General features: G+C 74.1%; 29 protein-coding genes and 1 tRNA gene. 18 read left to right on the top strand and 12 right to left on the bottom strand.

The genetic code is table 11. The annotated features are described in order from the left end of the window. Genes MJ876_RS00360 through MJ876_RS00350 form a run of 3 tightly spaced genes read right to left on the bottom strand, consistent with a single transcriptional unit; the run spans window position 1 to window position 1,730 of the window. Window positions 1-660 carry a hypothetical protein gene (locus MJ876_RS00360; protein WP_240234060.1) on the bottom strand — a complete coding sequence of 220 codons (660 nt, stop codon included), beginning with the start codon at window positions 658-660 and terminating at the stop codon, window positions 1-3. Between the two features lie 12 nt (window positions 661-672). Next, window positions 673-1,116 (bottom strand): MarR family winged helix-turn-helix transcriptional regulator, encoded by a 444-nt coding sequence (locus tag MJ876_RS00355; RefSeq protein WP_240234059.1) that lies wholly within the window; start codon window positions 1,114-1,116, stop codon window positions 673-675. Then, the gene (locus MJ876_RS00350) at window positions 1,113-1,730 is read right to left on the bottom strand and encodes a DJ-1/PfpI family protein (RefSeq protein WP_240234058.1); all 618 of its coding nucleotides are present in this window, start codon (window positions 1,728-1,730) and stop codon (window positions 1,113-1,115) included. Before MJ876_RS00350 ends, MJ876_RS00355 begins: the two co-directional genes overlap by 4 nt. 51 nt (window positions 1,731-1,781) lie before the next feature. Here MJ876_RS00350 and MJ876_RS00345 point away from each other — a divergent pair, with 51 nt between their 5' ends. The 4 genes from MJ876_RS00345 to MJ876_RS00330 all read left to right on the top strand — a co-directional run bounded on the left by MJ876_RS00345 (window position 1,782) and on the right by MJ876_RS00330 (window position 3,801). Then, window positions 1,782-2,552, top strand: a complete 771-nt coding sequence (locus tag MJ876_RS00345) for an SGNH/GDSL hydrolase family protein (protein WP_240234057.1) — start codon at window positions 1,782-1,784, stop codon at window positions 2,550-2,552. A gap of 26 nt (window positions 2,553-2,578) precedes the next feature. Continuing rightward, a tRNA-Gly gene (locus MJ876_RS00340) sits at window positions 2,579-2,654 on the top strand. Next, entirely contained in the window at window positions 2,654-3,166 is a 513-nt protein-coding gene (locus MJ876_RS00335) for a polyketide cyclase (protein ID WP_240234056.1), read from the top strand. Before MJ876_RS00340 ends, MJ876_RS00335 begins: the two co-directional genes overlap by 1 nt. After that, entirely contained in the window at window positions 3,163-3,801 is a 639-nt protein-coding gene (locus MJ876_RS00330; RefSeq protein WP_240234055.1) for a DUF2461 domain-containing protein, read from the top strand. The genes MJ876_RS00335 and MJ876_RS00330 overlap by 4 nt, the downstream gene beginning before the upstream one ends. 275 nt (window positions 3,802-4,076) lie before the next feature. Here the strand turns inward: MJ876_RS00330 and MJ876_RS00325 are convergent, their stop codons facing one another. Next, window positions 4,077-5,003 (bottom strand): hypothetical protein, encoded by a 927-nt coding sequence (locus MJ876_RS00325; protein WP_240234054.1) that lies wholly within the window; start codon window positions 5,001-5,003, stop codon window positions 4,077-4,079. 29 nt (window positions 5,004-5,032) lie between these two features. Then, window positions 5,033-6,247 carry a DNA polymerase IV gene (gene dinB, locus MJ876_RS00320; RefSeq protein ID WP_240234053.1) on the bottom strand — a complete coding sequence of 405 codons (1,215 nt, stop codon included), beginning with the start codon at window positions 6,245-6,247 and terminating at the stop codon, window positions 5,033-5,035. A gap of 184 nt (window positions 6,248-6,431) precedes the next feature. Here dinB and MJ876_RS00315 point away from each other — a divergent pair, with 184 nt between their 5' ends. Then, window positions 6,432-7,436 (top strand): hypothetical protein, encoded by a 1,005-nt coding sequence (locus MJ876_RS00315; RefSeq protein ID WP_240234052.1) that lies wholly within the window; start codon window positions 6,432-6,434, stop codon window positions 7,434-7,436. A gap of 7 nt (window positions 7,437-7,443) precedes the next feature. Here the strand turns inward: MJ876_RS00315 and MJ876_RS00310 are convergent, their stop codons facing one another. Both MJ876_RS00310 and MJ876_RS00305 read right to left on the bottom strand, forming a co-directional pair. After that, window positions 7,444-7,902 (bottom strand): Rrf2 family transcriptional regulator, encoded by a 459-nt coding sequence (locus tag MJ876_RS00310; protein ID WP_240234051.1) that lies wholly within the window; start codon window positions 7,900-7,902, stop codon window positions 7,444-7,446. Between the two features lie 128 nt (window positions 7,903-8,030). Further along, the gene (locus MJ876_RS00305; RefSeq protein WP_240234050.1) at window positions 8,031-8,927 is read right to left on the bottom strand and encodes a sulfite exporter TauE/SafE family protein; all 897 of its coding nucleotides are present in this window, start codon (window positions 8,925-8,927) and stop codon (window positions 8,031-8,033) included. Between the two features lie 221 nt (window positions 8,928-9,148). On the opposite strand from MJ876_RS00305, the gene MJ876_RS00300 reads away from it, so the two are divergent. Beyond that, window positions 9,149-11,026, top strand: a complete 1,878-nt coding sequence (locus MJ876_RS00300; protein WP_240234049.1) for an acyl-CoA dehydrogenase — start codon at window positions 9,149-9,151, stop codon at window positions 11,024-11,026. Between the two features lie 171 nt (window positions 11,027-11,197). On the opposite strand, the gene MJ876_RS00295 is transcribed toward MJ876_RS00300, so the two are convergent. After that, window positions 11,198-11,524 carry a GIY-YIG nuclease family protein gene (locus tag MJ876_RS00295; RefSeq protein WP_240234048.1) on the bottom strand — a complete coding sequence of 109 codons (327 nt, stop codon included), beginning with the start codon at window positions 11,522-11,524 and terminating at the stop codon, window positions 11,198-11,200. 492 nt (window positions 11,525-12,016) lie between these two features. Beyond that, window positions 12,017-12,877 carry a LysR family transcriptional regulator ArgP gene (locus MJ876_RS00290; protein ID WP_240234047.1) on the bottom strand — a complete coding sequence of 287 codons (861 nt, stop codon included), beginning with the start codon at window positions 12,875-12,877 and terminating at the stop codon, window positions 12,017-12,019. Window positions 12,878-12,947: 70 nt separating this feature from the next. Here MJ876_RS00290 and MJ876_RS00285 point away from each other — a divergent pair, with 70 nt between their 5' ends. Next, window positions 12,948-13,559: a LysE/ArgO family amino acid transporter gene (locus tag MJ876_RS00285; protein WP_240234046.1), complete on the top strand. Its 612-nt coding sequence runs from the start codon at window positions 12,948-12,950 to the stop codon at window positions 13,557-13,559. Window positions 13,560-13,562: 3 nt separating this feature from the next. Here the strand turns inward: MJ876_RS00285 and MJ876_RS00280 are convergent, their stop codons facing one another. Both MJ876_RS00280 and MJ876_RS00275 read right to left on the bottom strand, forming a co-directional pair. After that, complete coding sequence (locus MJ876_RS00280; RefSeq protein ID WP_240234045.1) at window positions 13,563-13,997, bottom strand: group 1 truncated hemoglobin; 435 nt, start codon at window positions 13,995-13,997, stop codon at window positions 13,563-13,565. After that, window positions 13,994-14,479, bottom strand: a complete 486-nt coding sequence (locus tag MJ876_RS00275; protein WP_240234044.1) for a MarR family winged helix-turn-helix transcriptional regulator — start codon at window positions 14,477-14,479, stop codon at window positions 13,994-13,996. The genes MJ876_RS00280 and MJ876_RS00275 overlap by 4 nt, the downstream gene beginning before the upstream one ends. 169 nt (window positions 14,480-14,648) lie before the next feature. On the opposite strand from MJ876_RS00275, the gene MJ876_RS00270 reads away from it, so the two are divergent. The 7 genes from MJ876_RS00270 (at window position 14,649) to MJ876_RS00240 (ending at window position 21,311) form a co-directional block, all read left to right on the top strand. Continuing rightward, on the top strand, window positions 14,649-17,561 hold the full coding sequence (locus tag MJ876_RS00270; RefSeq protein ID WP_240234043.1) for a Na+/H+ antiporter subunit A: 2,913 nt from the start codon (window positions 14,649-14,651) through the stop codon (window positions 17,559-17,561). Next, window positions 17,558-18,016 carry a Na(+)/H(+) antiporter subunit C gene (locus MJ876_RS00265; protein WP_240234042.1) on the top strand — a complete coding sequence of 153 codons (459 nt, stop codon included), beginning with the start codon at window positions 17,558-17,560 and terminating at the stop codon, window positions 18,014-18,016. The genes MJ876_RS00270 and MJ876_RS00265 overlap by 4 nt, the downstream gene beginning before the upstream one ends. Next, a complete protein-coding gene (locus tag MJ876_RS00260; RefSeq protein WP_240234041.1) occupies window positions 18,013-19,749 on the top strand; it encodes a Na+/H+ antiporter subunit D in 1,737 nt (578 codons plus the stop codon). The genes MJ876_RS00265 and MJ876_RS00260 overlap by 4 nt, the downstream gene beginning before the upstream one ends. Beyond that, on the top strand, window positions 19,746-20,330 hold the full coding sequence (locus tag MJ876_RS00255; RefSeq protein ID WP_240234040.1) for a Na+/H+ antiporter subunit E: 585 nt from the start codon (window positions 19,746-19,748) through the stop codon (window positions 20,328-20,330). The genes MJ876_RS00260 and MJ876_RS00255 overlap by 4 nt, the downstream gene beginning before the upstream one ends. Next, window positions 20,327-20,638, top strand: a complete 312-nt coding sequence (locus MJ876_RS00250; RefSeq protein WP_240234039.1) for a monovalent cation/H+ antiporter complex subunit F — start codon at window positions 20,327-20,329, stop codon at window positions 20,636-20,638. Before MJ876_RS00255 ends, MJ876_RS00250 begins: the two co-directional genes overlap by 4 nt. Next, complete coding sequence (gene mnhG, locus MJ876_RS00245; RefSeq protein WP_240234038.1) at window positions 20,635-21,021, top strand: monovalent cation/H(+) antiporter subunit G; 387 nt, start codon at window positions 20,635-20,637, stop codon at window positions 21,019-21,021. The genes MJ876_RS00250 and mnhG overlap by 4 nt, the downstream gene beginning before the upstream one ends. Before the next feature lie 74 nt (window positions 21,022-21,095). After that, entirely contained in the window at window positions 21,096-21,311 is a 216-nt protein-coding gene (locus MJ876_RS00240) for a DUF6458 family protein (protein ID WP_240234037.1), read from the top strand. A gap of 91 nt (window positions 21,312-21,402) precedes the next feature. Here the strand turns inward: MJ876_RS00240 and MJ876_RS00235 are convergent, their stop codons facing one another. Next, complete coding sequence (locus MJ876_RS00235; RefSeq protein ID WP_240234036.1) at window positions 21,403-22,257, bottom strand: crotonase/enoyl-CoA hydratase family protein; 855 nt, start codon at window positions 22,255-22,257, stop codon at window positions 21,403-21,405. A 55-nt stretch (window positions 22,258-22,312) separates the two neighbouring features. On the opposite strand from MJ876_RS00235, the gene MJ876_RS00230 reads away from it, so the two are divergent. The 4 genes from MJ876_RS00230 (at window position 22,313) to MJ876_RS00215 (ending at window position 26,015) form a co-directional block, all read left to right on the top strand. Further along, window positions 22,313-22,726: a VOC family protein gene (locus MJ876_RS00230; protein ID WP_240234035.1), complete on the top strand. Its 414-nt coding sequence runs from the start codon at window positions 22,313-22,315 to the stop codon at window positions 22,724-22,726. Window positions 22,727-22,784: 58 nt separating this feature from the next. Further along, entirely contained in the window at window positions 22,785-23,561 is a 777-nt protein-coding gene (locus tag MJ876_RS00225) for a hemerythrin domain-containing protein (RefSeq protein ID WP_240234034.1), read from the top strand. A gap of 44 nt (window positions 23,562-23,605) precedes the next feature. Next, complete coding sequence (locus MJ876_RS00220) at window positions 23,606-24,532, top strand: GNAT family N-acetyltransferase (protein ID WP_240234033.1); 927 nt, start codon at window positions 23,606-23,608, stop codon at window positions 24,530-24,532. Between the two features lie 154 nt (window positions 24,533-24,686). Next, entirely contained in the window at window positions 24,687-26,015 is a 1,329-nt protein-coding gene (locus tag MJ876_RS00215) for an Ig-like domain repeat protein (protein WP_240234032.1), read from the top strand. Window positions 26,016-26,031 lie beyond the last annotated feature (16 nt).

Genomic DNA, 26,031 nt, shown 5'->3' with positions numbered 1-26,031 from the left:
CTACCCAGACCCCTCACCGGCTCCCTCGCCGGCGGCGCCGGCGACCACAACGGTGACCGGCATGCCCGCGACGGAGGACAGCTCCGCGCCGAGCGCGCCGGGGTCCTCCACGGACTCGTCGACCTCGACCCGCAGGCCGGAGGAGTCCGCGCACCCGGCGACCGCCGTCCACGAGGTCCCGGCGGTCGCGAGCGCGCTGCCGACGAGCGCCAGGCCACTCGCGACGTCCGCGGCGGAGAACGCCGTCGGGGCCACGACGACCTCCACGCCGTCCGGGCGGCGCCCCGCCAGGTCACGCACGGACGCCGGGACCGGCTCGCGCCAATAGAGCAGGACGCGGCCCTCGTCCGAGACGGCCTGTCCGGCGTACCCCTGCAGCCCCTCCGTCTCGGCGCGCAGGTCGCCCAGCGCGTCGACGACCGGCGGCGGCTGGCCCGCGGAGGCCGAGACGGCGTCCTCGGCGGCGGGGCAGACGGCGTCCCCGGTGAGGAAGCCTGCGGGGTCCGGCGCGGCGGCGTCGGCGGGTGGCGCGACGGCCGGGGAGCGGGTCAGGTCGCCCACGACGCCGGGCACGACCACGACCGCGGCGACCGCGAGGACGGCGGAGGCCACGGTCAGTCGGGTGCGCCACACCGGCGCGGGGGCCCGGTCCGGTTCCACGGGCCCAGCGTCTCAGTCCGGGTGCACGACCGCCAGGGCCGCGGACAGGTCGTGCAGGGCCGCGAGCACCTCCGCGGCACGATCGGCCCCGAGCTCGGCGACCAGGGCGGACGCCGCCGCTGCGTGCTGCGGCGCGATCCGGCGTACGGCGTCCACGCCGGCGTGCTCGGGGACGAGCAGCTTCGCGCGCCGGTGGGCGGGGTTGTCCTCCCACCGGGCGAGGCCCCGCCCGACCAGCAGGTCGGCGATGCGCTGGACGCTCTGGCGGGCCAGGCCCATCTGCCGCGCGACGCCGGAGACGGTGTCGGGCGTCTCGAGGACCGCGCCGAGGACCTGCCACCAGGCGGCCGTGAGGCCGGCGGGGCGGGCGAGGTCCTCGGCGAGGGCCAGGACCTGCGAGTTGAGGCGGAACGTCGTGAGCGCGACGTCCGAGAGGACCGCGGGCTCGTCGCTCACGCCCTCTGCTCCGTCCCGGCCATCGCCATCAGCTCGTGGAACCCGGCCGGGTCGCGGTCGCCGTACAGCTTCAGCCAGGAGTCGACCATGGGCTCCGGGTGGCTGCCGAGGGTCCGGAAGACCTCGGCCGCGAAGTGAGCCGGCGCGACGGCGGTGGCGGTGACGACGCCGCGGTCGGAGACGGCGGGGGCGTCGACGTACAGGGCGGCGCCGCCGTACCCGGACGCGGCGAGCCAGCCCGGGTCGTTGCCGGTGTGGCGCCGGTCGTCGAGCAGCCCGCCCACCGCGAGGGCCCACACGGCGCCGCAGATCGCGGCGACGGGCACGCCGGCCCCGAGGAGGGCACGGGCGGCGTCGACGAAGCCGTCACCGTCGCCGGACTCCCAGGTCTCGCCGCCGGGCAGCACGAGCATCGCGCTGTCCTCCGGGCGCAGGTCGGCCAGCGCGAGGTCGGCGGCCACGCGCAGGCCGCCCATGGTGGTGACCGGTCCGCCGTCGAGGCTGACGGTCGCGACGCGGACGTCGCCGCCGCCGTGGGTGAGGTGGGCGGTGAGGAAGCCGATCTCCCAGTCCGCCAGCGTGTCGATCAGCGCGAGGTGCAGGGTCGAGGTCATGACAGGAGACTGTCATGTTTGACAGAACGCTGTCAAGAGCACACTGGGGCGGTGTTCTCCCGCTACGTCGCCCTCGGCGACTCCTTCACCGAGGGCGTCGGCGACGACGACCCCACCCGCCCCAACGGCCTGCGCGGCTGGGCGGACCAGGTCGCGGAGGCGATCGCCGCGGTCGAGCCGGGGCTGCGCCACGCGAACCTCGCGATCCGTGGCCGCAAGCTGCACCAGATCCTCGACGAGCAGCTCGAGCCGGCCCTGGCGATGGCCCCCGACCTGGTGACGATCTACGCCGGCGCGAACGACATCCTCCGGCCCTCGGTGGACCTCGACGCCCTGGTGCAGGACTACGACGACGCGCTCGCCCGACTGGCCGCGACCGGGGCGCGCCTGCTCGTGTGGACGGCGTTCGACCCGGGCGGCTCCGCGGTCTACCGGCCGGTGCGAGGGCGGTTCGCGCTCTACAACGAGCTCGTGCGCGAGGTCGCGGACCGGCACGACGCCACGATCGTCGACTTCTGGCGCCTGCGCGACTACCGCGACTGGCGGATGTGGGACGCCGACCGGATGCACATGAGCCCGGCCGGGCACCGCCGCATGGCCGTCGAGGTGCTCGACCTGCTCGGCGTCCCCCACTCCCTCGAGGCCCTCCGGCTGCCGGACGCGGCCTCGCCCACCCGGCGCGAGGCCGTCGCGGCGGACCTGGCCTGGGCGCGGTCGCACGCCGTGCCGTGGGTGCAGCGCAGGCTCACCGGCCGCTCCTCGGGCGACACCGTGACCGCCCGCCGTCCGACCCTGGAGCCGGTGGTGTCGCCGGTCGAGTAGCATCGCCTGCGACCCGCGAGGGTCATGCGGACGTAGCTCAGTTGGTAGAGCGCGACCTTCCCAAGGTCGATGTCGCGAGTTCGAGTCTCGTCGTCCGCTCCATGTCGGAGACGTCAGCGGAGACACGCACCGAGGCCAGCCGGGTCGTCCCGGCCGAGCCCGCCGCGATCTTCGCCGTGCTGTGCGACCCGCAGGGCCACGTCGCGATCGACGCGACCGGGATGCTGCAGGACGCGACCGGGTCGCCGGTCTCCGCAGCCGGGGACACCTTCGTCGTCCACATGGACCGCGAGGCGCTGGGCGACCGCCCCGAGATGGGTCGCTACGACGTCGAGGTGACCATCCGGTCGTTCGTGCCCGACCGCGAGATCTCCTGGACGATCGTCGGCACCGTCAGGCCCGGCATCGGCCACGTGTTCGGCTACGAGCTCGAGCCGCTGCCGGAGGCGGACGGCGGGGGCACCCGCGTGACGTCGTACTGCGACTGGAGCGAGGCGCGGGAGGACTGGAAGCACGTCTTCCCGATCGTCACCACCACCGCGCTGCGCGGGACGCTCGGGATCCTCGACCGGACCGTGCGCCGCGGCTACCCGCGGGGCACCGGCCGGGCGTGACCTTCTCCGGCTTCCCCGTCGCCGCCCTCGACTTCTACGACGACCTCGAGGTCGAGAACACCCGGGCGTTCTGGGAGCAGCACCGGGCGACGTACGACGAGTCGGTGCGCGCGCCGATGCTCGCGCTGTGCGCCTCGCTCGAGGCGGAGTTCGGGAAGGCGAAGGTCTTCCGGCCCTACCGGGACGTGCGGTTCGCGAAGGACAAGACGCCGTACAAGACGCACCAGGGGGCGTTCGTGGCCGCCGGGCCGTCGTGCGGCTGGTACGTGCAGGTCGGCGCCCCCGGCGTCCGGGTCGGCGGTGGGTTCTACCGCGCCGAGGCGCCCGACCTGGCGCGGATCCGCGACGCCATCGACGCCGAGCACTCCGGTCGTGAGCTCGAGCGCCTCCTGGCCTCGCTGGAGGCCGAGGGGTTCGAGCGGTCCGGGGAGCAGCTGAAGACCACCCCGCGGGGCTGGTCGTCGGACCACCCCCGCATCGACCTGCTGCGCCACAAGTCGCTGGCGATGGGCCGCTCCTACGGCTTCGAGCCCGTCATCCACACCCCCGACCTGGCCGACCGCGTCCGCGAGGACTGGCTCCGCCTGCGACCCCTCGTGGAGTGGGTCGCGGCGCGGCTGGAGGACCTCGGATGACGTCGGCGCCCGCGGACGTCGCCCTCGTCGGTGTCGTCGACCGCCGCGGGGTCGTCAGGTAGTCGAGTCGGCACGTCTGCGCACCTCAGAGGGCTCGAGTCGGCACGTCTGCGCACCTCAGAGGGCTCGAGTCGGCACGTCTGCGCACCTCGGAGGGGTCGGGTCGGCACTAGCCGTGACCGACAGCTGCGCAGATGTGCCGACTCGACGCCCCACAGCTGCGCAGATGTGCCGACTCGACGCCGTACAGCTGCGCAGATGTGCCGACTCGACGGTCAGTCCTCGTAGCCGGAGGGCCCGGAGGCGGAGACCTGGGTGGGTTCCTCGGTGTCGGGGAGGAGGATCGTGCGGTCGCGGGTGCCGGGGACGACGCCGCAGGTGCCGGCCGGGACGTCGCAGGCGACGAGGTCGGCGCCGGTCGTCTCCCCCGTCGCGAGCTCCTCGGTGGGGACGTCGGGGACGACGCCGACGACGGTGTCGTCGTCGATCCAGCGGGGCCGGAGGAGCTCGGGGCCGGGGAGGTCGAGCTCGACCGGGTCGCCGTCCGCCGACACGACGCCGGCCGCCTCGCCGCGGACGTCGGTGCGCCACCGTCCGTCGGGGCTGCTGAGCGCGGCAACGTCGAGGACGTCGCGGGCGGCGCCGCGGGCCGGACGGCTCGCGCCGGTGGCCAGGTCGAGGACGAGGACCTCGTCGAACGTCGTGACGTAGGCGACCGTGTCGGTCAGCCGGGTGGCCCGCAGCCCGGTGTCCGGCGGGAACGGCCTGCTCCGCTCGCCGGTGGTCACGTCGTACAGCACGAGGTCGAGCCGCACCTGGCGCTGCTCGGTGTCCAGCTCGTTCCACGCGAGCCAGCGCCCGTCGGGCGAGGCGACGGGCGCGGACGCGTCGGCGGCGAGCTCGAGCGGGTCGCCGCGGCCGTCGTCGAGGAGCAGCGGCGAGCCCAACGGGTCGCCGCCGTCGGTGGAGCCACCCTGGGTCGCGGGCAGGTAGGCGACCCCCGCGGTGGTCTCGGCGAACCACAGCACCTCACCGTCGACCCGCCGCTCCGCGCCGGACGCCAGGCGGATCCGGTCGCCGTCCGCCCACGCGACGCCGGTGGCCGCGGCCGGTCCGGGGGCGTCCGCGCCGCACCCGGCCGCGAGGCCGACCGTGATGACGAGGACGACGAGGGCGAGCACGGTCGCCCCTCGACTCGTCATGCCGGGAGGTTCCCCCGTGCGGTACCGCCTCACTCGTGCTCCGGCAGGACCGGGCTCGAGATGCCCTGGTCGCGACCGATCTGCGTCGCGCGGGCGACGCTGGCCTGCCCGAAGCGGTCCCGGACCTTGTCGAGCGCCGTGTCCAGCGAGGCCTGCGCGGGGTCGGGCTCGTCGTCGGTCGACAGCTCGAGCTGCTCCCCCACCCCGACCGCCAGGTTCGAGAACGACAGCCCCAGCAGGGTCAGGCCCTTCTCGGTGATGCGCGCCTGCTCGGCGGCGAGCAGGGAGCGGGCGACACCCAGCAGCGTCGACGTACGCCGGGTGGGCACCGGCAGCGTGTGCGAGCGGGTGGCGCGGGTGAAGTCGCCGTACCGCAGCCGCAGCACGACGGTCCCGGTGTCGCGGTCGCCGCCGCGCAGGCGCCGAGCGAGGCGGTCGACGATGCCCGCGAGGATGACGTCGAGCTCCTCGGGGCTCCGCGCGCGGCGGCCGAGGGCGCGCTGCGACCCGATGGAACGACGGCTCGGCCCGCTCGACACCGAGCGCGGGTCGCGGTGGCGGACCAGGGCGTGGAGGTGGCGGGCCGCCGCCGGCCCGACCGTCGCACCGAGGGTCTGCTCGTCGAGCGCGAGGACGTCGGCGACCGTCGTCAGCCCGAGACGGTGCAGCTTCTCGGCCGTCTTCGCGCCGACGCCCCAGAGGCGCTCGACGCGCAGCGGCAGGAGGAACGCGTCCTCGCCGTCCGGCGGCACGAGCAGGAGGCCGTCCGGCTTGGCGCTGCCGCTGGCGACCTTGGCCAGGAACTTCGTGCGGGCGATGCCCACGCTCACCGGCAGGCCCGCCTCGGCGCGCACCCGGCGGCGCAGCCGCGCGGCCACCTCGACCGGGGTGCCGACGCTGCGTCGCAGACCGCCCACCTCCAGGAAGGCCTCGTCGATCGACACCGGCTCGACCAGCGGGGTCGTGTCACGGAAGACCGCGAACACCTCCTTGCTGGCCGCCGAGTACGCCTCCATGCGCGCCGGGACGACGAGCGCCTCCGGGCACAGGCGCAGCGCCTCGCGACCGCCCATGGCCGTCCGCACGCCCCGGGCGCGGGCCTCGTAGCTGGCGGCGAGCACCACTCCCCCACCGACGATCACCGGACGACCCCGCAACCGGGGGTCGTCGCGCTGCTCGACCGAGGCGTAGAAGGCGTCGAGGTCGGCGTGGAGGATCGTCGCCTCGCCGGTCGCCGCCTCCACGTCATCCAGGTTCCCACTCGCCACCGACAGCCCGCGGCCGCGAGCCGACGGGTTCGTCCACAGGGGGCGTCTCGATCCGGTCACTTCTCCACAGCCCCCTGTGGACAACGTCGTTCCCGGAGCCCTCGACGGCGGGTCAGGCCGATGTCGCCCGCTGTTCACCCGGCCCACGGACGCTGGCGGCATGGCCCGCCGTACCGCGTTCCTGTGCCTCGGCCTCCCGGGCGCCCTCGGCTCCGGGACCGTCGCCGACCTGCTCGTCGAGCACGCCGACTCGCTGTCCGTCGCCGGACACCGGATCGCCGCCACCCCCGACGTCAGCCGCCGTGCCGTCCTCGAGCTCACCCGGGACGGCGACGCGCTCGCCGCCGCCGGCCTGGCCCGGCGCGACGTCGAGGGCACCTGGGAGGGCGTGTGGCGCACGGCGTACCGCGCCCGCCCCCGCAACGCCGTCCTCGCCGAGGACGGGCTCGCCGCCGCCACGTCCGACCAGGTGGCGCTGACCCTCGACGCGCTCGCGGGCTTCACCGTGCACCTCGTCGTGGTCGCGGCCGACCCCGCGGACCTCCTCGCCCGCGCCTGGACCGCCGCCGTCGCCGAGGACCGGCCGATGCCCCTGCTGCGCTTCCGGGACCGCCTCGAGCAGTCCGGCCCCGGTCACGAGCAGGCGCGACGCTGGTGGGCCGCCCACCACCTCCCGGGCGTCCTCGAGCGGTGGGGCGCACACGTCCCGGCGCACCGGGTGCACGTCGTCGTGGCGTCCGGCGACGAGCGCCACCGGGTCCAGCAGGTCGGCCGGTCGCTCGGCACGCTCCTCGGCACGCGCGCCCTCCTCGGCACCCTGGCCGCCACCCCGGCCTCCCGGCCGCGCGCCCTGCCGTCGACGGTCCTGGCCGCGATGCGCACCGAGGGCCGCGACTGGGCCGACGCCCTCCGCGCCTCGCCGTACGACGTCCACGGCGACCCGGACGCGCTCGTCGCCCCCTGCCCCGCCGACGTCGAGGACGAGGCCGCGACGCTCGCCGACCTCACCGCCGACGACCGCCTGCACCTCGCCGGCGACGCGCTCGCCGACGCCCTGAGCCAGCTCGAGGGGCTGCGGCGGGAGAACGCTCGGCTGCGGGTCAGCGCCTCGGCTCCGCACACCGGTCGACGACGGCTACTCCGTCACCGGGTCCCGACCCGCTGACGCGACCTCAGTGAGGCGCCCAGGCGTCCTCGTCGGCGGTCCTCTTCGTGACCGCCTCGGGCAGCTCGCCGGCGGAGAGCTGCTCGATGCTCACCTGCTCGAACACGTCGCGCAGGGAGCGCCGCGCGGCGATCCAGACGTGCTGGAGCACCTCGGCGGACTCGTTGTACGTCACCGCCTCGGGCCGCAGGCCGTAGACGGAGACCAGCGGACCGTCGACGGCGCGGATCACGTCCGCCACCGACACGTCGGCCGGCTTGCGGGCCAGCCGCCAGCCGCCGGACTGGCCGCGCTGCGACACCACGACACCGGCGCGACGGAGGTCGGCGAGGATCGCCTGCAGGAACCCGTGCGGGATCTCCTGGCGACGTCCCAGCTCCTCCGCGCTGACGGGACGGCTGTCGTCACTGCGCGTCATCTCGATCAACGCCCGCAGTGCGTAGTCGGCCTTGGCTGAGACGCGCATGGGGCAAGTCTGTCAGAGGAGCCGAGCCGAGCAGGCGACGAACGCGCCTGCGGGCGCGCGGGCGCTCCTCGGGCCCGGGCCGTCACCCCCGCTGGGGCACGGCCCGGGCCCGGGCGGCGCAGGGTGGTTCAGGAGCCGGCGTACGCCTCCTCGAGGCGCGCGGTCTCGCGGGCGGCGCGCTCCTGCTGGACCGCCCAGACGATGCCCACGACCCACAGGACGGCGAGGAAGGCCAGACCGGACCACAGGGACAGTCCGGAGGCGCCGGCGGCCTCGGCGAGCGTCTTGACGTTGGTCACCACGATCAGGCCACCGGCCGCGACGCCCAGGACGCGGGCGGCGAGGTGCTTGACCAGCCACGCGGCGATCGGGGCCGCGATGACGCCGCCGACCAGGAGGGCGAGCGCGAACTCCCACGGGATGCCCTGCGAGCCCAGGGCCAGGATGAACCCGAGCGAGCCGCCGACCGCGACGACGAACTCCGAGGTGTCGATCGACCCGACGACCTTGCGTGGCTCCAGGCGGCCCGAGGACAGCAGGGACGTCGTCCCGACCGGGCCCCAGCCACCACCGCCGATGGAGTCGAGCGCGCCGCCGAACAGGCCCATGGGCGCGAGGAAGAAGGCCGACGGACGCGACCTGAACTCCGGACGACGGCCACCGAGGCGCAGGAAGCGGTAGATCACGTAGACGCCGAGGCTGAACAGGATGAAGGCGACCAGCGGCTTGGCGGCGTCGCCGTCCAGGTTCGACAGGAACGTCGCGCCGGCGAAGGCCCCGACGAAACCGGGGACGGCGAGGATGCCGACGGTGCGCCAGTCCACGTTGCCGAACTTGGCGTGCGAGGCGCCGGAGACCAGCGAGGTGCCGATCTCCGAGAAGTGGACGGCGGCCGACGCGGCGGCCGGCGCGACGCCGGCGGCGAGGAGGATCGTGGTCGAGGTGACGCCGTACGCCATCCCCAGCGAGCCGTCGACGAGCTGCGCGAGCAGCCCGACGAGGGCGACGACGATGATCTTGCGCATGGAGAGATGTCCTTCGGGTGAGGGCGATCGGCGGGTCCCGAGGCCGCTAAGTCGATCTGCTAGGTCAAGTTACTGACTTAGTAGAGATGAGGCAGATTCCGCCTGTCAACTCCGCGCCCCCGGACGGCGTGTCGCGGGGCCTCCAGGACAGGTCTTGCCGCGAAGTTACTGATGGGTAGACTCGTCGGTAACTTCCACATCCCGATCGAGAAGGTGGATCCGTGACCCACTACAAGACGAACCTGCGCGACATCGAGTTCACGCTCTTCGAGGTCCTCGGGCGCGACGAGGTGCTGGGCACCGGGCCCTTCGAGGACGTCGACGGCGAGACCGCCCGCTCGATCCTCGCCGAGGTCGACCGGCTCTCCCGCGAGGACCTCGCGGCGTCGTACGTCGACGCCGACCGCAACCCCCCGGCCTTCGACCCGACCACCGGCACCGCCGACGTGCCGGCGTCGTTCAAGAAGAGCTACCAGGCCTGGATGGACGCCGAGTGGTTCCGCCTCCAGATCCCCGAGGAGCTCGGCGGCACCCCGGCGCCGTCGTCCCTGAACTGGGCGGTCGCCGAGATGGTCCTGGGCGCCAACGCCCCGGTGTGGATGTACGCCGCCGGCCCGAGCTTCGCCTCCGTCGTCCACCGCAACGGCACCGACCGCGACAAGCGGATCGCCGAGATCATGGTCGAGCGCGGCTGGGGCGCCACGATGGTGCTCACCGAGCCGGACGCCGGCTCCGACGTCGGCGCCGGCCGCTCGAAGGCCACGCAGAACGACGACGGCACCTGGAACATCGAGGGCGTCAAGCGGTTCATCACGTCGGCCGAGTCCGACCTGCACGAGAACATCATCCACCTCGTCCTCGCCCGCCCCGTGGGCGTCGAGGGCGCCGGCGGGCCGGGCACCAAGGGCCTGTCGATGTTCATCGTGCCGAAGTGGCACTTCGACCCCGAGACCGGCGAGCTGACCGGCGAGCGCAACGGCGCCCACGTCACCAACGTCGAGCACAAGATGGGTCTGAAGGTCTCCAACACGTGCGAGGTCACCTTCGGCGACCCGTCCGTCGGCGGCGGCGAGCCCGCCCGCGGCTGGCTGGTCGGCGAGGTCCACCAGGGCATCGCGCAGATGTTCCAGGTGATCGAGAACGCCCGCATGATGGTCGGCACCAAGGCCATCGCCACGCTGTCGGCCGGCTACCTGAACGCCCTCGACTACGCGAAGTCCCGCGTCCAGGGCGCCGACCTCACCCGCGCCGCGGACAAGACCGCCCCGCGCGTGACCATCACCCACCACCCCGACGTCCGTCGCTCGCTGATGACGCAGAAGGCGTTCGCCGAGGCCATGCGCGCCCTGGTGCTCTACACGGCGACCTGGCAGGACCGCGTGCAGCAGGCGACGTACGCCGGGGAGCGCGACGAGATGGCGGAGAAGGTCAACGACCTGCTGCTGCCGATCGTCAAGGGCTACGGCTCGGAGCGCTCCTGGGTGCTGCTGGGCACCGAGTCGCTGCAGACCTTCGGCGGGTCGGGCTTCCTCGCGGAGTACCCGCTCGAGCAGTACGTCCGGGACGCCAAGATCGACACCCTCTACGAGGGCACCACCGCGATCCAGGGCCAGGACCTGTTCTTCCGCAAGGTCGTGAAGGACCAGGGACAGGCACTCGGTCACGTCGCCAAGGAGATCGGCGCGTTCGTCGCCTCCGAGGCCGGCAACGGCCGGCTCAAGGTCGAGCGCGGCCTGCTCGCCACCGCCCTCGAGGACGCCAACGCGCTGGTCGGCCACATGATCACCGACCTCATGACCGCCGACCCGAACGCCGAGGGCGGCGACCTGCGCAACGTCTACAAGGTCGGCCTCAACACCTCGCGCCTGCTGATGGTGCTCGGGGACGTCGTCTGCGCCTGGCTGCTCCTGCGCCAGGCCGAGGTCGCCCTGAACGCCCTGGGCGGCGAGGTCTCGGCCAAGGACAAGGCCTTCTACGAGGGCAAGGTCGCGGCGGCGAAGTTCTTCGCCGCGAACGTCCTCCCCAAGGTCTCCGCCGAGCGCGCCATCGCCGAGTCGGTCGACCTGTCGATCATGGAGCTGGACGAGGCCTCGTTCTGACCTGAGCCCGACCGCGCCTCCTGAGGGAGTGCGATCCCAGTGCCTGGAGCGCTGGGATCGCACTCCCTCTGCGTTTGCAGAGGTGATCGACCAGCCGCCTCGGCGACGAAGCACCTGAGGTGGTCGAGCAGGGAGGAGCCCCGGCGACGACCGCGTCGAGACCGCCGGCGCCTAACCGCCCTCCCCCGCCTCCATCTCCCGCCGACGGCGCCTCGAGGTGGGCTCCGACAACGACGGCAGCGCGGTGTAGTCGCCGCGGATGAGGGCCTCGCGCTTCGCACGGGACCAGTTCTGGACCTGCTTCTCGCGAGCGAAGGCGTCGTCCACCCGGTCGAACTCCTCGTGCCACACGAGGACGACCGGCCGTCGGTGGCGAGTGTGCGACGCGCCCAGGCCCTCGTTGTGCTGATGGAGTCGGAGCTCGAGGTCGGTCGTGCTGCCGACGTAGTAGCTGCCGTCGGCGCAACGGAGCATGTAGGCGAATCCGCGTCTGCTCATGGTCGAAGGATCGCGGCGCCGGTGAGCCCGCGGTGCCCGCGACGGATCGGTTGTGGAGGGCCGGCGCCTGCGCGCGCCTGTGGAGGGCCGGCGGCCATCACGACGGTCTCGACGCGCTCCCTCGCCAGGGCTCGCTCACTGCTCGACCACCTCTGCGTGGGCGGCGGTCTCGACGCGCTCCCTCGCCGGGGCTCGCTCACCGCTCGACCACCCTCCGTGGACGGCGGTCTCGACGCGCTCCCTCGCCGGGGCTCGCTCACCGCTCGACCACCTCTGCGTGGACGGCGGTCTCGACGCGCTCCCTCGCCAGGGCTCGCTCACTGCTCGACCACCTCTGCGTGGACGGCGGTCTCGACGCGCTCCCTCGCCAGGGCTCGCTCACTGCTCGACCACCCCTCCGTGGACGGCGGTCTCGACGCGCTCCCTCGCCAGGGCTCGCTCACCGCACGACCACCTCCAGGCGGGATGCCGCGACCGACACCCGATCGCCCCTCAGGGGCGCGCCGCTGCCGCGAGGACCGCGTCGGTGAGGCGGGCGAGGGTCGGGGAGTCGACGCGCCAGCGCTGCCAGTAGAGCGGGACGAGCACCGGCTCGTCGGCGAGGCGGACCAGGTCGGCGGCGGAGGGGTCGGCGAGCTGGTGGTCGAGGGCCATCCCCCAGCCGAGCCCGCACCGGATGGCGGCGACCAGGTCGGCCGTGGTCGGCACCCGGTGGACGACGTCCGGCGGGGCGTGGCCATGCGCGGCCAGCCAGTCGTGCTGGAGGGCGTCGTCCTCGTCGAAGCGGACCATCGGCAGGCGCCGCCAGTCGAGCCCCCCGTCCGCCCGCCGCGCCCGCTCGAGCACCCCGGGCGCCGCGACCGGGTGGTAGCGCATCACGCCGAGCGGCCGGGCGGTGCAGCCCTGCACCGGCGCGGACTCGGCGGTGACGGCGGCCAGCACCCGGCCCGTGCGGAGCAGCCGGGTGGTGTGGTCCTGGTCGGCGACGTGCAGCTCGAGCGCGACGCCCGGCCAGCCCGCGACCTCGGCCAGGACGGCGCGGAACCAGGTCGCCAGCGAGTCGGCGTTGACCGCCACCGCCACCCGCCGCACCCCGCCGGACTCGCCGAGACGCTCCGTGGTCTCGGCCGCCAGCAGAGCCGTCTGCCGCGCCAGGCCGAGCAGCACCTCACCCGTCCCGGTGGGCCGGCAGGGCGCCGTCCGGGTGACCACCACCTGGCCGACCTGCTGCTCCAGCGCCCGCACGCGCTGGCTCACCGCGGACGGCGTGACGTGCAGCGCGCGGGCCGCGGCCTCGAAGGTGCCGCCGTCCACCACGGCCGCGAGGGCGGCGAGACGGTCCGGGGCGTACATGAAGCAACGCTAAGGCATGTGCAGAAACCTTCGCTTCCCTGCACGGCAGCGCGTCCCTAGCGTCGGTGGCGTGCTCGCTCCCCTCGCCACCGGCTTCCTGACCCTGCTCGCCCTGATCGTCGCCGTCGGGGCGCAGAACGCGTTTGTGCTGCGACAGGGGGTCCTGCGCCACCACGTCGGTGTGGTCGTGGTGATCTGCGCGCTCTCGGACGCCGTGCTGGTGATGCTCGGCGTCGCCGGTCTGGGCGCCGTGGTCACCGAGGTGCCGCTCGCCCTGCGCGTCGTGCAGTGGGCGGGCGTCGCCTTCCTGGCGACGTACGGCGTGATGGCGCTGCGCCGTGCCGCCCGGGGCGACGCGCTCACCGCGGCCACCGAGCAGGCCTCGTCGGTACAGCGGGTCGTGCTCACCACGCTCGCGCTGACGTGGCTGAACCCGCACGTCTACCTCGACACCGTCCTCCTGCTGGGCTCGCTCGCCCAGGCGCACGGCCCGGACGGCCGCTGGTGGTTCGGGGTGGGAGCGGCGCTGGGCAGCCTCACCTGGTTCACCGTGCTCGGGTACGGCGCCGGGCGGGTGCGGGCGTTCCTCGCCCGGCCCGTCACGTGGCGCTGGGTCGAGACCGGCGTCGGCGTCGTGATGCTCGCGCTCGCCGCCGGCCTCGCCCTGCACGCGCCGGCCTGAGACTCAGGCCTGGACCACCTGCGAGCGGTAGCTCTCGATGATGGCCATGAACTCGCCGCGCTCGGCGTCGGGCACCCCGAGGAAGTTCAGGGTCGCGTCGATCTCGGTGTAGACCGCGTCGAAGCCGGCCTCGTCGATGGCCAGGTGCTCGTGGCCGGTCACCATGTCCTTGCCCGGGTAGCACTTCGGGCCGCCCGCGGCCTCGATGGACCAGCCGGTCACCAAGAACTTGTAGCCGGCGGCGTTCGCGGGGTCGCCGTGGTGGGCGTGGACGGCGGGGTTCGCGTTGACGGCGATGTTGTCGAAGAGCCGGTCGACGAGGATGTCGACGGCCCCGGCGATGCCGTACGTCCCGCCGAGGCGCTCGTAGAGCGAGGCGTCGGACGGGGTCTGCTCGGCGGCCTCGGCGAGGTCGGGCTCGGGTCGCGTGGTGGTCATGACGGTTCTCCTTCTCCTGGGGGCGTGGTCGGTGGAGGCACGGGGGCGGCGAGGCGCCCGGCGAGGGCGCGCAGCTCGCCGCGGAGGGTGGCCAGCTCCGTCGGGGAGAGGCCGGTGTCGCACTGGACGGCGCTCTGGACCCGGGCCGCCTCGGCCTCGAGCGGGCGGCCGGCCGCGGTGAGACGGACGACGACCTGCCGGCGGTCGTCCCCCTGGCCGCGGGAGACGAGGCCCGCCGCCTCGAGCCGGTCCACGAGAGGGCTCACGGCGTGCGAGTCGAGCTCGAGCCGGGCGGCGACCCGGCCCACCGGGGCGTCGCCGTCCTGCCAGAGCGTCAGCATGACGAGGTACTGCGGGTAGGTCAGGCCGATCGCGGCCAGCCGCGGCCGGTAGCTGCGGACGATCGCGTTCGCGGCGGCGTACACGGCGAAGCAGAGCTGGTCGTCGAGCCGCAGACCCGCGCCCTCGTCGAGCTTCCCCATGGCAGTCGCCTCCCGGCGTCCACGTGACCCACGTCACGTTCCCCGGTCAATCCATCACGCGTGACGGAACCCGTCAAGACCTGGGGAGACCCGGGATGGTCACGGGGTCAGGCGGGGGCCACTACGATTGACCACGCCGACCTCACCTTCTGCCCGAGAGGCCGACCTGTTGCTCGCCTTCGTCCTGGCGCACCTCCTCGCCGCAGCGGCCGCTCCGGTGCTCGTGCGCCGGGTCGGACGATGGACCTTCGCCGTCCTGGCGGTCGTCCCCGCGCTCACGCTCGTCTGGGCGCTCACCGCCACCGGCACCGTCCTGGACGGCGGAGCGGTGACGACGGTGATCGACTGGGTGCCCGCCATCGGCATGGAGATCGCCCTGTCGATGGGGCTCCTGCAGTGGGTGATGGTGCTCGTCGTCGCGGGCATCGGAGCGCTCGTCCTCGCCTACTGCTCCTGGTACTTCCACACCGGCGACGACGGTCTGGTCGCCTTCAGCAGCGCGTTCATGGGCTTCGTCGGCGCCATGCTCGGCCTGGTCCTCGCCGACGACCTGCTCCTGCTCTACGTGTTCTGGGAGCTCACGACCGTCTTCTCCTACCTCCTGATCGGCTTCGACCCGCTGAAGCGGGCGAACCGCCTGGCCGCGATGGAGGCCCTGATCGTCACCACGCTCGGCGGGCTGACGATGCTCGTCGGGATGCTCCTGCTCGGTCGGGAGTCCGGGACCTACCGCATCAGCGACATCCTGGCGAACCCGCCGGAGACGTCCGCCACGGTCGTCGTCGCCGTCCTCCTGGTGCTCGTGGGCGCGCTGAGCAAGTCGGCGCTGTTCCCCTTCCAGTTCTGGCTGCCGGGCGCCATGGCCGCGCCGACGCCCGTGAGCGCCTACCTCCACGCCGCGTCGATGGTGAAGGCGGGCGTCTACCTCGTCGCGCTGCTCGCGCCCGTGTTCGCGACCGTGCCCGGCTGGCACCTGGTCGTCCTCACCCTCGGCACCCTGACCATGCTGCTGGGCGGGTGGCGCGCCCTGCGGCAGGTGGACATCAAGCTGCTGCTCGCCTACGGCACCGTGAGCCAGCTCGGCTTCCTCATGGTGCTGTTCGGGATCGGCACCTGGACCGCCGCGCTCGCGGGCCTCGCGATGCTGGTGGCCCACGCGCTGTTCAAGGCCACCTTGTTCCTCACCGTCGGCATCGTCGACCACCAGACCGGCACCCGCGACCTCCGCGAGCTCTCCGGGGTCGGCCGCGCGATGCCCGTCGTCGCCGTCGCGGCGACCCTCGCCGGCGCCTCGATGGCCGGCGTCCCGCCGCTGCTCGGCTTCGTCGGCAAGGAGACCGTCTGGGCCGCCGTGCTCGAGCTGACCGAGGGCGAGGTCGCGGGGATCCCGCCGTACGCCGGGTGGCTGGTCGTCGTCGGCCTGATGGTCGGCTCCGCGTTCACCGCCGGCTACACCGCACGCTTCCTGTGGGGCGCGTTCTGGACGAAGCCCGGCGTCGAGGCGACCCCCGTCGCCCCCGTCCCCCCGCCGTTCGCCGCCGCCCCGGTGCTGCTGGCCGCGCTGAGCCTCGTCCTTGGCTTCGCCGGCTACCCGCTCACCGACGCCTTCGGCCTGTACGCCGGCACGCTGCCCGGGCCCACCGAGGAGTACCTCGCCCTGTGGCACGGCCTCGAGCTGCCGCTGCTGCTCAGCGCGCTCACGCTCGCGGGCGGCGCCGCCCTGTTCGTCGCCCGGTCCGCGGTCTGCCGCGCCGGCGGCCTGGTCTCCGACCACCTGTCGGCGGAGGCGGCGTACCGCGGAGCCATGAGGCTGCTCGACAGGGCCGCCATCGAGACCACCGGTGCGTTCCAGCGGGGCTCGGTCTCCGGCTACCTCGCGGTGATCCTCGTGGTCGTGCTCGTGCTGCCCGGCGGCGCCACCGTGCTGGCGCTGAGCGCGGGCGACGGGGTCGACGTCGTGATGTGGGACCGCCCGGCGCAGGTGGTCCTCGCCGTGGTGATGGTGGTGGCCGCCGTCGTCGCCGCCCGGTCGCGACGCCGGCTGCGTGCGGTCACGCTCGCCGGAGTCACCGGCTACGGCGTCGCGCTGCTCTTCCTGATCCACGGCGGCCCCGACATCGCCATCACCCAGGTCCTGGTGGAGACGGTCAGCCTGGTCGTGTTCGTGCTGGTGCTGCGCCGCCTGCCCCCGTTCTTCTCCGACCGGCCGCTGAGCCGCAGCCGCTACTGGCGCATGGCGCTCGGCGCCGGCGTCGGCCTCGCCGTCGCCGGGTTCCTGCTGGTCGCCGCCAACGCCCGCTCGAGCACCCCGATCTCGGAGGCCTTCGCCGAGGCGGCGTACGACTTCGGCTACGGCCGCAACGTCGTCAACATCACCCTGGTCGACATCCGCGCCTGGGACACCCTCGGCGAGATCGCCGTCCTCGTCGCGGCGGCGACGGGCGTGGCCAGCCTGATCTTCCTCGACTCCCGGACCTCGGGGATCCGGCGCGTCCGGGACATCCCCTACCCCTCCGACGTCACCAAGCTGCCCGCGAGCGGCGGCCGTCGCGTCTGGCTGCCCGGCCCGCGCACGCTCAGCCCCGACCGCCGCTCGATCATCTTCGAGGTGGTCACCCGGCTGGTGTTCCACACGATCATGGTCTTCTCGGTCTACCTGCTGATCGCCGGCCACAACCTGCCCGGCGGCGGGTTCGCCGGCGGCATCGTGGCCGGGCTCGCGCTCATGGTCCGCTACCTGGCCGGCGGACGCTACGAGCTCGACGAGGCCGCCCCCGTGGACGCCGGCAAGCTGATCGGCACCGGGCTGTTCATCGGCGCGCTCGCGAGCCTGCTGCCGCTGCTGCTCGGCGGCGAGGTGCAGCGGACCTACGACACCTACCTCACGCTCCCCGGCCTCGGGGAGATCCACCTCGTCTCCTCGGTGGTGTTCGACATCGGCGTCTACCTCGTCGTGATCGGCCTCGTGCTCGACCTGCTCCGCACCTTCGGCTCCCGGCTCGACCGCCACATCCTCCGCGAGGAGCGGGGCGGCGACACCGGTGCCGAGCGGGAGAACCGGGACAGGAGGGCCTTCCGGTGACCGTCAGCCTGCCTCTCGTCGTGACCGCCGCCGTCCTGGTCGGCACGGGCGTCTACCTCATGCTCGAGCGCAGCCTCACCCGCGTGCTCGTCGGCCTCGTGCTGCTGAGCAACGGCGTCAACGTCTGCTTCCTCGTCGCCGCCGGTCGCCCCGGCGACGCCCCGCTGTACGACGGCTCGAACGCCGAGACGATGGCCGACCCCCTGCCCCAGGCGCTCGTGCTCACCGCGATCGTCATCACCCTGGGCACCACCGCGTTCCTGCTGGCCATGGCCCACCGCAGCTGGCAGCTGAACGGCAACGACGACGTCCAGGACGACATCGAGGACGCAGCGATCCGCCGCCTGGCCCTCGCCGACGACGTGTCGGAGGGCTACGAGGCCGAGGGCGAGGACCAGCCCGCCGAGCGTCACGACGAGGACCGGGGCGAGACCCGGGAGGAGGAGCGCCGATGACCGACCTCGGACTCGCGGCCCTGGTGCCGCTGCCCGTGCTGCTCTCGCTGCTCGGCGCGGGCGCCGCGCTCATGCTGTCGGGGCGCCCGTCGCTCCAGCGCGCCGTCAGCGTCGTCGTCCTGTCGTCGGTGGTGGTGGTCGCCGCGCTGCTGCTGTGGGCCGCGGACACCCAGGGGCCCCAGGTGCTCCGGCTGGGCGGGTGGCCGGCCGAGCTGGGCATCTCCCTCGTCGCGGACCGCCTCGCCGCGCTGATGCTCCTCGTCTCGGCGATCGTCACCCTCGCCGTCCTCGTGTACTCCCTCGGTCAGGGCATCACCGAGGAGGACCGCGAGGCGCCGGTCTCGATCTACCACCCCACGTTCCTCGTGCTCGTCGCCGGCGTCTCCAACGCGTTCCTGTCCGGCGACCTGTTCAACCTGTTCGTGTCGTTCGAGATGCTGCTGTTCTCGAGCTACGTGCTGCTGACGCTCGGCGGGACGGCAGCGCGCGTCCGCGCGGGCACCATCTACGTGGTCGTGAACCTGCTGAGCTCGATGCTGTTCCTCGTCGCGATCGCGGTCACCTACTCCGCGGTGGGCACCCTGGGGATGGCGGAGATCGCCGTCCGCGTCTCCGAGCTGCCCGACAGCGTGTCGCTGGTCATCCAGCTCCTGCTGCTCGTCACCTTCGCCATCAAGGCGGCGGTGTTCCCGCTGTCGCTGTGGCTGCCGGACTCCTACCCGACCGCCCCCGCCCCCGTCACGGCCGTGTTCGCGGGCCTGCTGACGAAGGTCGGCGTCTACGCGATCCTGCGGACCCAGACGCTGATCTTCCCGGACAGCCCGCTCACCGACCTGCTGCTGGGCGCCGCGCTGGCCACGATGCTGGTCGGGATCCTCGGCGCGATCGCGCAGTCGGACATCAAGCGCATGCTGTCCTTCACGCTCGTCTCCCACATCGGTTACATGATCTTCGGCATCGCCCTGGCGACCCAGGCGGGACTGTCGGGCGCGATCTTCTACGTCGCGCACCACATCACCATCCAGACGTCGCTGTTCCTCGTCGTCGGACTGATCGAGGCCAGGGCCGGGAGCACCGCCCTGCTGCGCATGGGCGGCCTGGCGCGGCTGGCGCCGGTGATCGGGGTGCTGTTCTTCGTGCCCGCCATGAACCTCGCCGGGATCCCCCCGATGTCGGGCTTCATCGGCAAGGTGGGCCTCCTCGAGGCCGGGCTCGCGTACGGCTCCCCGCTCGCGCTGGTGCTGGTCGCCGCCGGCGTCCTGACCAGCCTGCTGACCCTGTACGCCGTCGCCAAGACGTGGGGCCTCGCCTTCTGGCGCTCGCCCGAGCAGGCCCACGAGATGGCCAAGGCGCTGCCCGAGCCCGAGGACGAGCGCACGGTCCTGCCCGCCCCCGGCGGGACGACCCCCGACGGCCAGCGGACGGCGATGGTCCACCACCGCGGCCACGTGCACGTCGGCCCGGCCACCTTCGGCGAGCGCGACCTGCAGACCGCCCACGAGCTGCGGGCCGAGGACGGCAACGACCGCGACCTGCACCAGCTCCTCGAGGCCGGCGCGCTGCCGACCCGTCTGCCCGCCCTGATGGTGGCGCCCGCGGCGGCCCTGGTCGGCGTCAGCCTCGCCTTCACGGTGATCGGCGGCCCGATGTACGCCCTGACCGACCGCGCGGCCGCCGACATCCAGGACCGGGCGCCGTACCTGAGCGCGGTGCTGGCGGAGGGGTTCGAGTGAGCGCGACGACCGGGCCCGACGCCCCGGGGGGCCGGCTCCCCGCGCGACGGCTGATCCAGTGGCCCATGATCCTGTGGCTGACGCTGGTGTGGGCCGCGCTGTGGGGCAGTGCTGCGCCGCTGATCCTCGTCTCGGGGGTGCTGGTGGGCGTCGTCGTCTCCCTGGTGTTCCCGCTGCCGCCGCTGCGGGCCGCGCCACGGATCCATCCCTGGCCGCTGCTCGTGCTCCTCGGGCGGTTCCTGGTGGACCTGGTCGTCGCGAGCGCGCAGGTGGTGTGGGTGACGCTGCGACCCGGCACGCCGCGCAGCGCGGTGATCGAGGTCGACCTGCTCACGGAGTCCGACCTCGTCATGACCTTCACCGGACAGCTCGTGTCGCTCATCCCCGGCAGCGTCATCGTCGAGGCCCGCCGGTCGACCCACACCCTGTTCCTCCACGTCCTCGACGTCACCGACGACCGCGGGGTCGACGAGGCGCGCAAGAGCGTGCTGGCCCAGGAGCAGCGGGTGCTGCGGGCCTTCACCTCCTTCGGCGACGGCCCCGGCCAGCCCACCGGCGCGTCGACGGGAGAGCGCTCATGAGCTGGCTGCTGGGCGCTTCCGCCGTCGTGTTCGGGGTCGCGGCGCTGCTCGTCGTCGTCCGCATCACCCGCGGCCCGACGATGCTGGACCGCGCCATCGCCTTCGACGTCCTGGTCTCCATCGCGATCGGCGGCATCGTCGTGCAGGCGGCGGTCGACGGCACCGCGGACGCCGTCCCGCTGATCCTGGTCGCCACCCTGCTGGGCTTCGTGGGCTCGGTGAGCATCGCCCGCTTCACCCCGGGCAGCGACGTCGTGGACGACGGCGACGAGTCCGACGACACCACCACGGCGGGGGACCGACTGTGAGCACCTCGACCCTCGACGCCCTGACCGCCGTCGCCGACGTCGCCTCCGGCGTGCTGATCCTGCTGGGCGCGCTGCTCAGCCTCGTCGCGGCGATCGGCATGCTGCGCTTCCCCGACGTCCTCACCCGGATGCACTCGGCCACGAAGCCGCAGGTGCTCGGCGTGGTGCTCGTCGTCCTGGGCCTCGCGCTGAACCTGCGCGACGCCTCGGTGCTGATGCTCCTGCTGCTCGTCGTCGTGTTCCAGATGAGCACCTCCCCGGTCGCCGGCCACATGGTCGGCCGGGCCGCGTTCCGCGCGGGCCAGGTGCGTGACGACCTGCTCGTCGTCGACGAGCTCAGCGACACGCTCGGCGGCGACGGCGAGCCCCGCGGCGCGCCCTAGAACCGCAGGTTGCCCGCACGTCCCACCCCTGCTGGGGCTACCGTCTGCACAACAACGACGTCGAAGGAGTCACCATGGGTATCGGACTGGGAATCGTCCTGCTCGTCCTCGGCCTGATCCTCGTCACCGACGCGGTCCAGCTGCCCCAGGCCATCGAGAACGCGATCAACGGCCAGGCCCTCGGCTGGATCTTCATCATCGTCTCGGTCATCGCGATCGGCCTGAGCCTGGCGATGAACCGCCAGCGGAACAAGACGACCCACGTCGAGGAGCGCCGCGACTACCGCTGAGGCGGTCCAGCAGCGTCTCCCGGGGGCCGGCCACGGCCGAGCCCCGAGGGCCGGTGAGGGCCTCGACGGGCCCGACCACCGGTGCTGACGGTCAGCGGGTGCCGCGGGGTCGGTACGACGGCTCGGTGCGCGCCGTCGCCGCCTTGCGGGCGACCTTCGTGTTGGCGCGGGTGAACAGCCACAGCTGCTCGAGACGCTCCCGCGCGAAGGTGGCGCGGGGAGACGACGTCCAGGTGCGCTCGAAGAGCCGCTTGGCGGCGGCGAGCTGGTCGGGCGAGCGGGTGCGCAGCGTCGCCACGAGCTCCTCCGCGGCGGCCACCGGGTCGTCGGCGACCTCGGTGGCCAGGCCGAGGCGGGCGGCCTCCGTGCCGGAGATCGTCTCGGCGGTCATGGTGAGGCGCTTCGCGACGTCCATGCCGACCTGGTCGGCGAGCGCGCGGACCCCGCTCATGTCGGGGATGAGCCCCCACTTCGCCTCGAGCACCGACCACTGGGCGTCGGGCGTGGTGATCCGGAAGTCGGCACCGAGCGCGATCTGCACGCCGCCGCCCAGGCAGTGACCGTGCACGGCGGCGACGACCGGCACCGGCAGCCGGCGCCACGCCCAGCAGGCCTCCTGGAACACGTTCGTGCCCGACCACGGCCGCGGCAGGAACGCGGCGGCGATCCGGCGCGGCTCGCGACCCACGGTGGCGAAGTCGAGGCCGGCGCAGAACGAGCGGCCCTCGCCGGTCAGGACGACGGCACGCAGGTCGCGGTCGGCGCCGAGCGTGCGCGCCGTGGCGACCAGGGAGTCGAGGGTGTCCAGGGTCAGCGAGTTCAGCTTGTCGGGCCGCGACAGCGTCACCCGGGCCACGCCGTCGGTGACCGTGCAGGTGACCCGGCCGTCGCCGGTCACGGTCTCGCGGGACGGGGACGCGGCGGGCTCGCTTCGCAGGGCGCTCACCATCCGGATCGTACGTCGCTTGCGCGCCCGGACGCCCACGGGTGAGCGTGACGGGGTGACGACGTACCCGCGGCTGCTCCAGACCGTCCTCGACACCACCGACGTCCGCGGGCTCGCGGAGTTCTACCGGGCGCTGCTGGGGCTCGACTACCGCCCCGGTGACGAGCCGCCGGCCCCCGGCGAGCCGGACGACGCGGACTGGCTGGTGCTCCTGGCCCCGGACGGCGGCCGCCGGCTGGCGTTCCAGGAGACCGCGGTGGTCCACCACACGACCTGGCCCGCGCCAGACGTCCCCATGCAGCTGCACCTCGACCTGACCGTCGCCTCGACCGCCGAGCTCGAGGAGGTCCGTGCCCGTGCGCTCGCCCTGGGCGCGACGCACCTGCTCGACCGGACCGACGACCCCGACGAGCCGCTGCACGTCCTCGCCGACCCCGCCGGCCACCCCTTCTGCGTGTTCGTCGCCTGAGCGCGGCGTCCAAGCGCCGTGCAACCGGGGTGCAAGTGGCTGCGGCGATGGTGCCGTCATGAACACGACACCCTCCGGCACCACGCCTGCCGACAGCTCCGCCCCGACCCCGATGTTCCCCGGCCAGGCCGCGGCCCCACCCGGGCCGTGCGACCTCACCGGCATGTACCTCATGCACCACGGCTTCCGCCGCGACCTGGACCGACTCGTCGCCGCCGTCGCCGTCACCCCGCCGTCCGAGCGCCGGACCTGGAAGGCGCTCGCCCGGTGGTGGCGGGACGTCGCCGCCCTCCTGCACGAGCACCACACCAAGGAGGACGAGCTGCTGTGGCCCGTCCTCGTCGACCGCGCGGACGCCGACGGCCGCGCCGTCCTCGCCGCCATGGAGGACGAGCACGACCGCATCGACCCGGCGCTCGCCGCCGTCGAGGACGCGCTCGCCCAGCTGGTCGCCGGCACCGACGCCGTCGCCGCCCGCGACCGCGCCACCGCCGCCTTCACCGACCTGCGGACCCTGCTCGACGAGCACCTGGCCCACGAGGAGCGCGACGCGGTCGCGCTGATCCAGGAGCACCTGTCCGCCGCCGAGTGGACCCGCATGGAGGACGACGGACTCGCCCACAAGCCCGCCCCGCCGCTGCTGTTCTTCCTGCTGCCGTGGATCGCCGACGGCCTCACGAAGGCGGACCTCGCCCCGCTGCTGTCGTCCGCCGGCGCGCCCGTGGCCGTGATGATGAGGGCCTCCACCCCCGGCTACCGCCGCCGGTTCCGCCGCGCGTTCGCCCACCTGCCGCAGGGCACGGGCCGGACCGGCGGCCGGGGGACGTCGTCGTGACGACCCTGGTCCCGCCCCCGCCCGGTCTCCTACGGTCAGGTGCCGTGAGCACCCCGCCGCTCGTCGGCCTGCCCGCCGGGCTCCACCACCGGCCGCTGCGGCTCGAGGACGCCGAGGCGGTCACGGAGGTCGTGGCGGCGGAGGAGCTCCTCGCGATCGGGACCTCCGAGATCGAGACCGCCGACGTCCTCGCCGACTGGCAGCGCCCCAGCCACGACCTGGCGTCGCTGTCGCTCGGCGTCCTGGACGGCGAGCGCCTGGTCGCGTTCGCCGAGCTCACGGACCCCGACCGGGTCGAGGTCGGCGTCCACCCCGACCACCACGGCCGTGGGATCGGCACCGCCCTCGCCCGGTGGCTGCGCGAACGGGCCCGGGCCGCCGGCTCGACCGTGATCGGCATGCCGGCCCCCGAGGGCAGCCCCGCCGACCGCTTCATGGAGGCGCAGGGCTACCGCGTCCGGTGGACCTCGTGGATCCTCGACCTCCCGCCCGGCGGGGCGATCCCGGACCGTCCGCTGCCCACGGGGCACCGGCTCCGGGACGCCGACGACGAGGCACACGTCCGCGCCGCGTGGACGGTCCTCGAGGACGCCTTCCTCGAGTGGTCCGAGCGCGAGCGCCAGACGTACGACGACTTCGCCTCGACCACCGTCGGCCGGGACGGCTCCGAGCCCTGGAACCTGCGGGTGCTGCTCGACGCCGACGGCGCCGCCGTCGGGGCCGTCCACGTCACCCTGGGCGGACCCGAGGGCGCGCGGGAGGCCCACGTCCACCGCGTCGCCGTCCGCCACGACCGGCGCGGTCTCGGCCTCGGTCAGGCGCTCCTCGTCGACGCCTTCGCCCTCGGCCGCGCGCACGGCGCCGTCCGCTCGTCGCTCTCCACCGACAGCCGCACCGGCGCGCTCGGCCTCTACGAGAGGGTCGGCATGCGCGTCAGCTCCAGCTGGGTCAACCGCGCCGTCGACCTCTGAGCCGCGTCGACCCTCCACCCTCCCAGGGCCGCCCAGTCGGCCCGAACCCCCTCCCCAGGGCCGCCCAGTCGGCCCGAACCCCCTCCCCAGGGCCGCCCAGTCGGCCCGAGCTTCCACTCACCGCCGGGCCACGGGCCCGCTGGAAGGACCTGTCATGCCCACGCCCGTCCTCCGCCTGCTCACCCTCGGCCTCGCCGCGGGGCTCGTGGCCGGCCCCTGCGCCCCCGCCACGGCCACCGGCGCCACCGCGACCGACACCCGTGCGGCCGCCGCGCCTGAGTACACCGACCGCACCACCGTCGCCGGCTGGGGCGGCTTCGACTCCGGCCAGTCCAGCCGGCCCCGCTCCCTGGCCACCACCGACCTCGTCGCGATCTCCGCCGGGGACGACAACTCGATCGCCCTGAGCCGCAGCGGGCGGGTCACCGCGTGGGGTGACGACTTCTACGGCCAGAGCAGCCCGCCCGCCGCCCTCACGGACGGCACCACCCGTGTGGTCGCCGTCGACGCCGGCGAGCACCACTCGCTCGCCCTCACCGCCGCCGGGGACGTCGTCGCGTGGGGCGGTGGACGAGAGACCGACGAGGGCCAGCTCGACGTCCCCGCTGGCCTCGGCCCCGTCACCCACGTCGCTGCCGGGCGCTACCACTCGCTCGCCGTCCTCACCGACGGCTCGGTGGAAGCCTGGGGCGCCGTGGGCCGGTACGGGGACGTCGACGAGGGCCAGCTGGACGTCCCCGCCGTCCTCGAACCCGGTGGCACCGAGCAGGCCGTGGACGTCGCGGCCGGGGCCCGCCACTCGCTGGCGGCGACCGCTTCCGGCCAGGTCCTGGGCTGGGGCTCGAACGTGCGCGGGCAGGTCCTGCCCCCCGAGGAGATCCGCGGCGCCGACGCCGGCGTCGTGGACGTCGAGGCGTACGGCTTCGCCTCGCTCGCCCTCACCGACGACGGCCGCGTCCACGGCTGGGGCGACGACGGCACCGGCACCGTGTCCGTGCCGGCGTGGCTCGCGGAGCACCGCATCGTCGACATCTCCCTCGGCTCGGAGATCGCCATGGCCCTCAGCGACACCGGGAGGGTCTTCACCTGGGGCGACACGGCGGAGCCCGTCCCGGGCACCGTCGCGCGGCACGCGCCCTTCGTCGGCATCGCCGCCGGCGGGCGCCACGAGCTCGTCCTGCACCGGCTGCCGAGGACCGCGAGCCGGGTCACGGTGTCCGCCCCGGCGACGCAGCGCCAGGGCCGTCCCGTCACGGTCACGGTCCGCCTCACCGGCGCCACCTCGGGCTCCGCCACCCTGCTCGACGGCTCCCGCCGCGTGGCCACCGTGGCCCTGCGCGCGGACGGCGCCGGCGCCGCGGGCCGCGCCGTCCTGCGGGGCCTGTCCGTGGGCACCCACCGCCTCAGAGCGCGCTACGCCGGCACCGACCTGGTCGCGTCCTCGACGTCCGCGGTCGAGTCGGTGAGGATCACGAAGCGCTGAGAGCACCGCCCGGGGA

It is taken from the genome of Nocardioides sp. CFH 31398, from assembly GCF_022436705.1.
Lineage (GTDB): Bacteria > Actinomycetota > Actinomycetes > Propionibacteriales > Nocardioidaceae > Nocardioides.
This window is presented reverse-complemented; position numbering and strand designations above follow the sequence as displayed.

Bases quoted from the DNA above. Each gene is read 5' to 3' on its own strand.
- MJ876_RS00350 (WP_240234058.1), bottom strand. From the start codon at position 1,730: ATGACCTCGACCCTGCACCTCGCGCTGATCGACACGCTGGCGGACTGG.
- MJ876_RS00335 (WP_240234056.1), top strand. From the start codon at position 2,654: ATGTCGGAGACGTCAGCGGAGACACGCACCGAGGCCAGCCGGGTCGTC.
- MJ876_RS00325 (WP_240234054.1), bottom strand. From the start codon at position 5,003: ATGACGAGTCGAGGGGCGACCGTGCTCGCCCTCGTCGTCCTCGTCATC.
- MJ876_RS00315 (WP_240234052.1), top strand. From the start codon at position 6,432: ATGGCCCGCCGTACCGCGTTCCTGTGCCTCGGCCTCCCGGGCGCCCTC.
- MJ876_RS00310 (WP_240234051.1), bottom strand. From the start codon at position 7,902: ATGCGCGTCTCAGCCAAGGCCGACTACGCACTGCGGGCGTTGATCGAG.
- MJ876_RS00305 (WP_240234050.1), bottom strand. From the start codon at position 8,927: ATGCGCAAGATCATCGTCGTCGCCCTCGTCGGGCTGCTCGCGCAGCTC.
- MJ876_RS00295 (WP_240234048.1), bottom strand. From the start codon at position 11,524: ATGAGCAGACGCGGATTCGCCTACATGCTCCGTTGCGCCGACGGCAGC.
- MJ876_RS00290 (WP_240234047.1), bottom strand. From the start codon at position 12,877: ATGTACGCCCCGGACCGTCTCGCCGCCCTCGCGGCCGTGGTGGACGGC.
- MJ876_RS00280 (WP_240234045.1), bottom strand. From the start codon at position 13,997: ATGACCACCACGCGACCCGAGCCCGACCTCGCCGAGGCCGCCGAGCAG.
- MJ876_RS00275 (WP_240234044.1), bottom strand. From the start codon at position 14,479: ATGGGGAAGCTCGACGAGGGCGCGGGTCTGCGGCTCGACGACCAGCTC.
- MJ876_RS00260 (WP_240234041.1), top strand. From the start codon at position 18,013: ATGACCGACCTCGGACTCGCGGCCCTGGTGCCGCTGCCCGTGCTGCTC.
- MJ876_RS00250 (WP_240234039.1), top strand. From the start codon at position 20,327: ATGAGCTGGCTGCTGGGCGCTTCCGCCGTCGTGTTCGGGGTCGCGGCG.
- MJ876_RS00240 (WP_240234037.1), top strand. From the start codon at position 21,096: ATGGGTATCGGACTGGGAATCGTCCTGCTCGTCCTCGGCCTGATCCTC.
- MJ876_RS00225 (WP_240234034.1), top strand. From the start codon at position 22,785: ATGAACACGACACCCTCCGGCACCACGCCTGCCGACAGCTCCGCCCCG.
- MJ876_RS00215 (WP_240234032.1), top strand. From the start codon at position 24,687: ATGCCCACGCCCGTCCTCCGCCTGCTCACCCTCGGCCTCGCCGCGGGG.